Origin of the sequence: Acinetobacter sp. YH12098 (assembly GCF_013419235.1) — a bacterium.
In the GTDB taxonomy this organism is placed as follows: domain Bacteria; phylum Pseudomonadota; class Gammaproteobacteria; order Pseudomonadales; family Moraxellaceae; genus Acinetobacter; species Acinetobacter amyesii.
The window spans coordinates 1-10,696 of sequence record NZ_VPAO01000063.1 but is presented as its reverse complement, the minus strand read 5'-3'; the positions used below and the strand labels follow the sequence as shown (position 1 = coordinate 10,696).

Below are 10,696 nucleotides of genomic sequence, written 5' to 3'. Positions count from 1 at the left end.
AAGCAGATGAAATATTATTGGCGAGATTTTCAAGTCATGACAGCTGATAAAATAGAGCAATGGGTGGAGAAAGTATCAAACCAATTCGGAAAAGAATACATGTTTACTTTTTAATGACAACTTATTAGTGATGAGTCTGGTGGATATGGATTGTATGCTAGAGAAATTCCAGTTTTTCAAAAATTTATACAGGATATTGCTCAAGCATATGAAGATAAATATATTGAAAAAAATGAAGAAAGAGGAAAATTATTATTAACATTAATGGAAAATGATAGTTATGAGTTTCACCAACAAATTACGAATAAATTTTACGATTATCCAATCTTAAATGTATTAGAACCTCAAGACTTTCTTAATCAACTTTTTAAAATTAACTATAGATGTGCTATGTCTGCGATAGATTGATTAAAATCACGCTATACAGCACGTTCCCAAGCTAAAATTTATTTACAGGAAGAAAACTGGTTTGAGCGACTTATTGTAGTAACAAATGAAAAACTAGCTCAGCCTATAACTATTTTGGAAAAGCATAAATTACAAGATAAATTTTTGCCTAACTTAACAGAAATTAAGAACACCGCATACAAAGGCTAAATCGTACTTTCATGGAAAAGTTAATAAATTAAAAGCCAAAAAAAGCCCCTACAACGTAGAGGCTTTTTCTTATCTTAATCTAAAAATTAAGACACTTTATCACCAGCTTTAGCACCGCTTTCAGGTGAAATCACCCAAACGCCATCGCCATTACCCGCAGCTAATACCATACCGTTAGAAATACCAAAACGCATCTTACGTGGTGCAAGGTTAGCCACCATCACTACCAATTTGCCTTTTAAGTCTTCAGGTTGGTAGAACTCACGAATACCGCTAAACACGTTACGTGGCTCAGCTTCACCGACATTTAAAGTCAATTGAAGCAGTTTGTCAGAACCTTCAACATGAGCTGCTTCCAAAACTTCTGCGACACGCAGGTCAACTTTCATAAAGTCTTCAATGCCGATGATTTCAGCTTCTCCAACTTTAGGCTCAGGTTTCTTTTCAGCTTTCTTCTCTTTTTTCTTTTCCGCTTTTGGTGCTTCAGCAGGCGCAGTTAAAGAATCTTTAGAGGCATCGACCATAGCAGCAACTGCTTTCGGGTCTACACGTTGCATTAATGGTTGGAATTGAGCAATTTCATGATCAACTAAAATCGTTTTGCCTGAAGCAAAGTCGAAAGATTCTAATTTTAAGAAGCTTTGAACTTCTGCTGCCAATGTAGGCAATACAGGTGCAAGATACACCGCCAATTGACGGAATAGGTTAATACCTACTGAACATACGTCATGAACTTGCTGTTCTTCACCTTCAATTTTCACAAGCGCCCAAGGCTTTTTCTCGTCGATATATTGGTTGGCTTTGTCAGCAAGCGCCATGATTTCACGGATGGCTGCAGAGAATTCACGCGCTTCATATTGAGCAGCGATTGATGCACCTGCATCAATAAAGCTTTGTACCAATTCAGGCTCAGCACACGTTGCAGAAAGTTTGTTATCAAACTTAGTATTGATGAATTTCGCACAACGGCTTGCGATGTTCACAACTTTACCAACAAGGTCTGAATTCACTTTCTGAACGAAATCATCAAGGTTCAAGTCAGAGTCTTCAACTTTGTCAGAAAGTTTAGATGCGAAGTAGTAACGTAAGTATTCAGGGTTCAAATGCTCAAGATACGTTTCCGCTTTAATGAACGTACCGCGAGATTTAGACATCTTCTGACCGTTTACAGTCAAGAAACCATTTACGAATAAGCTTGTTGGGGTACGGTAGTTTGCACCTTCAAGCATTGCAGGCCAGAACAATGCGTGGAAGTAAACAATGTCTTTACCAATGAAGTGATACACCTCATTTTTCGAATCTTTTTTCCAGTAGTCGTCAAAGCTGAGGTCAGGACGCTTAGTTTTGATGTAGTTTTCAAAGCTCGACATATAGCCGATTGGCGCATCGACCCAAACGTAGAAATATTTGTTTGGCGCATCTGGAATTTCAAAACCGAAGTAAGGCGCATCACGGGAGATATCCCAATCAGATAGACCAGCTTCAAACCATTCATCGAGTTTGTTGGCAATCGACACAGGTAAACGACCTTCGTCACGTGTCCATTTTTGCAGGTATTCACCAAAGTTCGGCAGTTTAAAGAAGTAGTGATCTGAAGATTTTTCTACAGGTGTCGCACCACTTAAAGTCGATTTCGGATTCAACAATTCAGTTGCGTTATAGGTTGTACCACATACTTCACATGAGTCACCGTATTGGTCTTCCGCTTTACATTTCGGGCATGTGCCTTTAATGAAACGGTCAGACAAGAACATTGCTTTTTCAGGGTCAAACAATTGCGTCACAGGGCGTACAGCAATGTTGTTCGCTTCACGGTTTTTAATATAAATCTCAGAAGCACGTGCTTGGTTTTCAGGGCTGTTAGTCGAATCGTAGTGATCGAAGTCAACTTTAAAGCCCGCAAAGTCACGCTCATGTTCTTTTTGAACATTGGCAATTTGCTGTTCAGGCGAAATACCATTGGCTTCCGCACGGAGCATAATCGCTGTGCCGTGAGCATCATCCGCACATACATAAGTCACGTTATGACCCATTGCACGCATGGCACGAACCCAAATATCAGCTTGGATATAACCGAGTAAATGACCCATATGAATTGGGCCATTCGCGTATGGAAGGGCGTTAGTAACTAAAATATTACGCACGGATATGACTCTCTCATTCGTATTTATGCAATGGGCTGTAATTTTACATGAGATAGCCAGTACTTGCACAAGGGAATAGGTGAAATCTTTGCAAAAGTAAAAAAATCTATATTGCTGACACAATTACAGTGATAATAGGGCATATCTGTGATGCCTTTAGAGTGACAAGCCCATGTACGACGACGATTATGATGACGACCAGCCTGTGACCCGTATTCCGCAAAATCAACAGCGTAATAAACAACTCGGTCAGCACATTGTCAAAGAAGCACAACAATACCTTGAGCAGATTTCGGCAGATGAACATGCATTACTGATTCAGACTTTACGTGATTTGGCTACAACTGAACCTTACTTCGAGGTATTGGCCGATGAGCTTGATCAACCTGTAGAAATGAAAGTGGCAAATGACGCCTTAAACTTGTTGTACTTTTGGCAATTGCTGCATCAACATGAAGATCAAAAACAGTTTCATTTACTCGATGCGATTAACACCGAGTTTTTTCAGACAGAAATGTTGAAAGCCTTTGATGCCTTAGAGAGTGGTGAAAATAAAGCGCAACGTCGTTTGGTTCTACTTGAAGCTTTTAAACTGTATAAGCTGAATTTCCATGCCGGTTGTATCCCTGTCTTGTATGCACAGTTAGAAGGCATTTTAACGGATGTACTGATTCAAACGGGCTTTTTAAAGCAGAGCGGTACCAAGTTTGTCGATGTCTACAAAATTGTACCCGGTCTAAAAGGCAGTGAAATTAAAAGCCTGTGGCACAAATCTAAAATTGCCAATGAGTTGAATCCGTATTTTGCCGAATTGGCAGCCTACCAAATGGATAGCAGCTCTACCGTAGCGATGACCCGTCATAATATTTTGCATGGTACCGATGTCGCGCATTTTAATCAGGGACGGAGTTTTATCCTGTTTATTTGGCTGTTTTCCGCAGTGAGCTTTATGAGTACGGTCAGCAAATAAGTTTAATTTCAAGAGATCAATGCATAGGAGTGGCATTGATCTCTTTGCATTACATCATCCTTTAAAATTAAAAGCATAGAGTAAAATCGACCATGCATATTTGCATCAAGCCATTGTGAAAATAGGCAATCACATGGCGTTTTCCTGTGGTTGATTTGTTTCTAAATGCGTCTATTTCAAGTATCTGCTTCAAATCGCGTTATAACTATTGTTAGACAATAACAGAGAAGAGGCGAGAACGATGACAACTGAAAATAAAATTGATCAATTGAAAGATAAAGCGTCAGAGTTGGGTGATGATCTAAAGCTCAAAGCCAAAGAGGCTCAACTTGAAGGTGAAAAAGCACTCGATGGTACAAAGCATAAAGTTGAAGAACTCAAGCTTGAGGGTGAAAAAACCTTAAATGACGCCAAACATGAACATGCAGAACAGCATGCTGAAACCAAAGACCGTCTAGAGCAGTTAAAAGCAGAAGCGAGTCATAAATTTGATGAAGCAAAAGTCAAAGCTTCCGAACTTAAACATGAGGCTGTCGAAAAATTTGATGAACTCAAAGTGCAGGCGACAGAGAAATTTGACGAGTTAAAAAAGAAAGCCACTGACACACTGAATAAGTTTAAAAAAGATGACCAAACTTAATTGGGTCTAATGAAAAAAGCCGCTCTATCTTGAGCGGCTTTTTTAGGTTTCATTGCTTTAATCCATCTAAATTTTCAGTCTTAATATTTTTGACTTGATCATCGACTACGGTAATCACGTAGCGCATATTGGCAATTTCATAGGTGTAATCTACCGCTAGTTTTGTAGGCAGATTTTTCTCTTGCAGCGGATAGGACACCATTTTCATCGGAGAAGCTTGCATACGCGAGCGCATGAGATCGAGGCTATCACCAATCGCCACAGTTTGTCGGTCAGGTGTTTGAATGGCTTCAGTCGCAATTTCTGCATAGGCTGCTGAAGTCAGGAGCATCAAGGCGCATAAAGTCGTTTTATACACAGACTTCTTATACATAGTCTTCCCCATTTTTAAAATTAAAAGTACAAAATGTGCCTTTAGATTGCACATCCATCGCTTTGATTATTCTGTTGAAACGATTGAAATATAGACTGAAATTGCTCTGAAAATGTATGGTTGATATGTAATCAATTTCAAATTTAGTGCCTTTGGTTTAGCCGCATAGATCAACAACAAGGGTATTTAAAGTGGCGCACGATTGAAAACTTGCTTGAAAGCTGACTAAAATACTCAACTTTATAAGCTTATAGGGATAAGTCATTCATCTCCCTCTTACTCTGTGGCAGATGAACAGGTAAACTATCGCTATTATCTTTTGATGTTCCTGTTTGGAGACAACATAATGTCGTGGCTTTATTCTCTAAAATCTGTGTTTTCACCCTCCCAAGAGGTGAAAGAAGAGGAAATCCAACAGGTTTTACAAAACTATGTACTTCCCAATTCAAATAATGCTTTAAAAGACCGTATTACACAGGTAAATGTGCAAGGTCAGATCTTGCAGATCACGATTAATACCTTTCCTTCAGAAGCCGATGACTTACAAAAAATCCATGATGATTTGGCCGATGCATTGGAAAAATGTGGCATCACAGAATTAAATATGCACGTGATTCAGCAAAAGACTGGACATACATCGGGTGGTTGCGGTCATCACCATGCAGAAGGTGAAAGCTGTTCTAGCCAAGAAAAAGCTGAAAGTTCAGCAGCAAAAAGCCAGTTACCTCCAGTTGTGGATGCGTCTGCGGAAACACCCGAAGCACCTGCCGAAGTTGATCCGAATAACCCACCGATTCAAAAAGCCGCTCCACAACAGCGTGATGTACCGAAACACCCACGCATTAAAAATGTCATTTTGGTGTCATCTGGTAAAGGTGGTGTGGGTAAATCGACCACCACAGTGAATTTGGCGCTTGCATTACAACAACTGGGTTTAAAGGTTGGGGTATTGGATGCAGACATCTATGGTCCAAGTATTCCAACGATGCTTGGCAACGCAGGCCGCACGCCGATGATTGAAGCTGAGCAATTTGTTCCCATCGAAGCCTATGGTATGGCTGTGCTTTCAATTGGTCACTTAACTGGAGATAACAATACGCCAGTGGCTTGGCGTGGGCCGAAAGCGACAGGGGCGTTAATGCAGCTCTTTAACCAAACTTTATGGCCTGATCTGGATGTATTGGTCATTGATATGCCACCAGGCACAGGTGATATTCAGTTGACACTTGCACAGCGTATACCGGTGACAGGTGCTGTGATTGTGACGACACCACAAAACGTTGCATTAATGGATGCAACCAAAGGTATTGAGTTGTTTAACCGTGTACACATCCCCGTGATGGGCGTGGTTGAAAATATGTCGACCCATATCTGTTCAAACTGTGGGCATGAAGAGCAAATCTTTGGCACAGGTGGTGGTGACCAACTTTCAGCTCAATATGACATTCCACTCTTAGGTCGTTTACCGCTGAATGTACAAATTCGTGAAAATGCCGATGCAGGGAAACCATCTGTGATAGCAGGTGATGATGCTGCTGAAAGCTACATGGCGATTGCACAAAAAGTTGCAGATGCATTACCTCAGGCTGAAAAAGATAAAAACCGTATTTTCTAAGGGTGAACTGAAATTTAAGTTGATCGTATTAAAATCTGGCCTCGTGCCAGATTTTTTATAACGTGGTATTGGGAGTGTTTGAAAATTATGAGTACTGAACTTTAGACATTCAACGATGTCTATGAATTACACATCTAAAAAACGATTTGCACAATTTCTTATTTTTCCTGCGATTATAAGCCGTCTGCCAAGGATAAAATTCTTGAGGCATATCAAAGGATGTCGCGTTTGTACTTAGTTTTTACAAAATAGCTTTCACGATATTTCTATTATTTTGGCTAGGATCAATTCTTTGAACGGCAGTAACTGTACAAACGCATTGTGTCTTAGATTTTTTGCCAAATGTCCTCTGTTACAAGGGGCTTAGCATTGAAAAAATATAGAGGAACAAATAATTTTAAATATTATTTGAAGTCATTAAAACCCACCCATCAAATGAGGGTACGCCTTAGTCTAAGAAATTAAAAAGCCCGGTAATTACCGGGCTTTTTAATTGGTTTTTTAGGAGGAAAGAGACGGGTTTGCTTTACGTTTAGCAGTGATAATATTCACCGTAATTGCGATGATGACCATGATAATGCCTACAATATCTGTAATGGTTTCTGGAATAATCATACACAGCGCACCCACACCTAAAAAAATACGCCAGAACCAGTTGAGATAAGTCTTGAAATAACCTTCAACTGCGGAGCCTAAAGCGAGAATTCCTATCACTGAAGTGACAGTAATACTCACTATAGTTGTCCATGCAGGAAAGGCAAATTCTCGAGCATTGACTGCAACATTGGTGGTATCAATCATCAGCATGGCAGGGTTATAAACGAATAAAAATGGAACAATAAAACCAGCAAGAGATAGTTTTAAGGCCTGAAACCCAGTGCGCATTGGATCACCGCCTGCAATTCCTGCGCCCGCAAAGGCGGCAAGGGCAACTGGTGGGGTGATGTTTGCAAATAAACCAAAATAGAACACAAACATATGCGCGACTAATACAGGGATATCAAAGTTTGCGAGTGCTGGTGCTGCCATGGTGGCAGTAATGATATAGGCCGGAATAGATGGAAGCCCCATGCCTAAAATCATCGATGCAATCATGGTTAAAAATAAAGTGAGAAAGAGACTACCTGCACCTAAACTCATAATTGAAGAAGTCATTACTGAACCAAAACTTGTCAGACTTACTACGCCGATAATAATACCAACGACAGCACAAGCAGCCATCACAGATAATGATTGTTTGGCTCCATCAACGAGCGCATCTAAAATATCTTTTACACCCATTCGTGTTGATTTTCTTAAAGCTGCTACAAAGATGGTCAGGACGATGGTGTAGACAGCAGCATAGCTCACAGGAATATTTTGAAATAAGAAAAAGACCAGTGCCAAAATTGGAATAAGTAAATGTCCACGCTCTTTTAGAACTTCTTTTACTTTAGGTAAATCAGCTTTAGGTACGCCTTTCAGATCATCTTTACCCGCACGGAAATGAACTTGAGCCATGACGCCAAGGTAATACAATAAGGCAGGTAATAATGCGGCTAGTGCAATCGTGCCATAACTCACGCCAGTTGTTTCGGCCATAATGAAGGCACTCGCACCCATGACTGGCGGCAAAATTTGTCCACCGACGGATGCACTGGCTTCAACGGCACCAGCAAAATTCTTGTGATAACCAATTTTTTTCATCAATGGAATGGTAAATGAGCCTGTGCCAACAACATTGGCAACAGCAGTTCCATTAATACTGCCCATAAATCCACTTGAAATTACAGCAACTTTGGCAGGACCACCTTGTTTATGACCCGCCAATGCCATGGCAAGATCATTGAACAATTTCCCCATACCTGATTTTGCAAGAAAAGCACCAAAAAGGATAAATAAGAAAATAAAAGTGACGGATGCACCAATTGCCGAAGAATATAAGCCTTCGGTTTTTAAATACATATGTCCGAAAATGTCGCTGATGGTATAAGGGCGAGTAATTAATCGATCTGGCAACCAATCAAAGTGACTGATAAATGTATAGGTCAGGAAAATTAAACTTAAAATGGGCAGCATCCACCCCATGACCCGGCGAGTTGCTTCTATGACTAATACCACACTCATAATTGCAAACGCGATATCTAAGGTATTTGGAATACCACCTCGAGTGGTCATAATAGATTGATATTCTTTCCATAAATATAAAAAACTGAAGATGGAAAGCAAAGCCAAGAACCAATCGAGAAGTGAAATATGCTGCCGGGAGCTTGCTTGACGAGCTGGATAGAGTAAGAAAATGAGTGCTAGGCCAATAGCGACATGGGCTGCACGCTGTATTAACTCAGGTAAAGGATTAAACGTAATAAATAAATGAAATAATGAATAAAAGATCGCTACAAATGCAACAAAGTAGGTAACAGATTTGCTCATATTGATTCGAGTAACAGATTCCCGATCAAATTTTTCTAATATGGCTTGTTGTTGTTTCTCATCGAGTTGTTCTAATACAACTTTATCTTCTTTGGAATTCATAGGCATTCTCCAATCCACCAAGACTTCCATTTGGGTTGATATTGAACCGAGATGTTGACCAAACTATAGTCTGGGTAACTTTGAAAAATAGACCAAATTTTTTGGTCAGCGAGGATCGTGCCTTGCATATTTCTAGAAATCACCCAGTTGATTTCATCTATATTTTGATTGACCCGCATTCTAATCACACCATTTTTTTGAAACTCAATGGGATAATTTGAGGGTGTACCTGCACCAAATGAAATCAAATCGGTGTGGCGCAGTAAAAACTTATTCTTTTGACGCTGATATTGTTCAGACCAAGCCGTCTTTTCTACTGAATGCTTCCACTGTAAATCAAATTGATCAGTTGAAATTTTGCATATATCAGTTTCAACTCTAACCTGCGTATACAGTGTTGGATAGCTAGCATAGATTAAGAAGAACAATATAAAAAATGCAGTATAAACTGCATTTTTTTGAAGCTTATTATTTTTTAGCCACTTCATCATAGTAGCGTTTCGCGCCTGGATGTAGAGGCGCTACAAGGCCTTGTTGAGCACCTTCAAGCGTGATTTCTGTTGCTGCTTGGTGTGAAGTTGCCAATTGAGGCAAACTGTCAAAGAAAGTTTTTGTTAGTTTGTAGACATCATCATCCGATATATCTGAGCGAACAACTAATGCATTTTTAATTGCGGCAGTTTGAATGTCCACAGTATTGCCATATGTGCCTTTTGGAATAATCATCGGTAAGAAATAACTTTGATCTTTAGCTATTTCTTTGACTTTATCTGCATTGATTGAAACCAACTGTAGATCAAAGCTTTGTTGAAGTTCCATGAGTGATGAATTTGGAATGCCACTAGTCAGGAATGCTGCATCAAGCTTGCCACCTTTTAAAGCATCAGCGGCTTCAGCATAGCCTAAATAATCAACTTTAATATCTTTATAGGTGATTCCAAAACCATTCAACAGTGTACGTGCATTTACTTCTACACCTGAATTTTGTGCACCTACAGCGATACGTTTACCTTTCAAATCTTCGATATTTTTGATCCCTGATTTTTTAGAGGTTACGATTTGTACGTAGTTGGGATAAAGCGCTGCGACTTGGCTGACATTCTCAACTTTACCATTTGCGAAACTTCCTGTTCCGTTCAGTGCTTCTGTTAAGCTGTCACTCATAACAAATGCCATTTCAACTTTATTCTGTTTGAGAAGGTTTAAGTTTTCGACGGATGCACCTGTAGTTTGAGTCTTAGAATTTACACCAAAGGTTTTGTTATAAATTTCTGCAAGACTTGTCCCAATCACATTGTAAGGTCCTGATGCCCCACCAGTTGCAATGGTTACGAACTTGGTTTGAAGTTGGTCAGATGTAGCAGTTTCTGCGCTTTTTCCTTCCGTGGTATTTTTTGAAGTAGATTGATCATTTGAGCAAGCAGTAATACACGCCAAAGTAACCGAGAGTAACGTGAGTTTTGTCCATTGGTTCATAGAAACGTCCTTTTACACATAAATTTTGAATATTGATTTGATGAGTTTTAATTTCCACTACTCAATTGAACATAACTTAATCAATTATTTTTGAAAAGTATTTTTTTTTGATTTTTTAGTCTCCAATAAATAATGGTTATGCGTAAGAATGGCATGGAGCTATATCGTTTATTTTAATAATATTTTGTTACGTGTAAAAACTGTAGGGTATACATGGAATCATGTGAAATTTCTTTTATAAATAGATCTCTTTCATAAATCAAAAAACGATCTTCTTTTTGGTTAATATTTGCACTCCGGATTTCTTAGCATTCGTGCATAATCTGCGGATGAAATACATCGATTCAAACAAGCTTTCTGATCCTCA

9 protein-coding genes and 1 pseudogene are annotated in these 10,696 nt (G+C 39.4%); 5 read left to right on the top strand and 5 right to left on the bottom strand.

Annotated features, from left to right (window positions below):
* Positions 1–114: pseudogene (locus tag FTU38_RS15945) on the top strand (transposase); the annotation flags it as partial.
* A 36-nt stretch (positions 115–150) separates the two neighbouring features.
* The gene (locus FTU38_RS15940) at positions 151–408 is read left to right on the top strand and encodes a hypothetical protein (RefSeq protein WP_180111825.1); all 258 of its coding nucleotides are present in this window, start codon (positions 151–153) and stop codon (positions 406–408) included.
* A gap of 275 nt (positions 409–683) precedes the next feature.
* Here FTU38_RS15940 and metG read toward each other — a convergent pair whose 3' ends face one another.
* Positions 684–2,741 carry a methionine--tRNA ligase gene (gene metG, locus FTU38_RS15935; RefSeq protein WP_180111823.1) on the bottom strand — a complete coding sequence of 686 codons (2,058 nt, stop codon included), beginning with the start codon at positions 2,739–2,741 and terminating at the stop codon, positions 684–686.
* A 172-nt stretch (positions 2,742–2,913) separates the two neighbouring features.
* On the opposite strand from metG, the gene FTU38_RS15930 reads away from it, so the two are divergent.
* Both FTU38_RS15930 and FTU38_RS15925 read left to right on the top strand, forming a co-directional pair.
* The gene (locus FTU38_RS15930) at positions 2,914–3,711 is read left to right on the top strand and encodes a hypothetical protein (RefSeq protein WP_180111821.1); all 798 of its coding nucleotides are present in this window, start codon (positions 2,914–2,916) and stop codon (positions 3,709–3,711) included.
* Between the two features lie 241 nt (positions 3,712–3,952).
* Complete coding sequence (locus FTU38_RS15925) at positions 3,953–4,351, top strand: hypothetical protein (RefSeq protein WP_180111819.1); 399 nt, start codon at positions 3,953–3,955, stop codon at positions 4,349–4,351.
* A gap of 49 nt (positions 4,352–4,400) precedes the next feature.
* On the opposite strand, the gene FTU38_RS15920 is transcribed toward FTU38_RS15925, so the two are convergent.
* A complete protein-coding gene (locus FTU38_RS15920; RefSeq protein WP_180111818.1) occupies positions 4,401–4,724 on the bottom strand; it encodes a hypothetical protein in 324 nt (107 codons plus the stop codon).
* 346 nt (positions 4,725–5,070) lie between these two features.
* On the opposite strand from FTU38_RS15920, the gene apbC reads away from it, so the two are divergent.
* The gene (gene apbC / locus FTU38_RS15915; protein ID WP_180111816.1) at positions 5,071–6,339 is read left to right on the top strand and encodes an iron-sulfur cluster carrier protein ApbC; all 1,269 of its coding nucleotides are present in this window, start codon (positions 5,071–5,073) and stop codon (positions 6,337–6,339) included.
* 501 nt (positions 6,340–6,840) lie between these two features.
* Here apbC and FTU38_RS15910 read toward each other — a convergent pair.
* Genes FTU38_RS15910 through FTU38_RS15900 form a run of 3 tightly spaced genes read right to left on the bottom strand, consistent with a single transcriptional unit; the run spans position 6,841 to position 10,329 of the window.
* Positions 6,841–8,853 (bottom strand): TRAP transporter permease, encoded by a 2,013-nt coding sequence (locus FTU38_RS15910; RefSeq protein ID WP_067764590.1) that lies wholly within the window; start codon positions 8,851–8,853, stop codon positions 6,841–6,843.
* Positions 8,850–9,344, bottom strand: a complete 495-nt coding sequence (locus FTU38_RS15905) for a DUF1850 domain-containing protein (protein ID WP_227591861.1) — start codon at positions 9,342–9,344, stop codon at positions 8,850–8,852. Before FTU38_RS15905 ends, FTU38_RS15910 begins: the two co-directional genes overlap by 4 nt.
* On the bottom strand, positions 9,322–10,329 hold the full coding sequence (locus FTU38_RS15900; RefSeq protein ID WP_180111814.1) for a TAXI family TRAP transporter solute-binding subunit: 1,008 nt from the start codon (positions 10,327–10,329) through the stop codon (positions 9,322–9,324). Before FTU38_RS15900 ends, FTU38_RS15905 begins: the two co-directional genes overlap by 23 nt.
* Positions 10,330–10,696 lie beyond the last annotated feature (367 nt).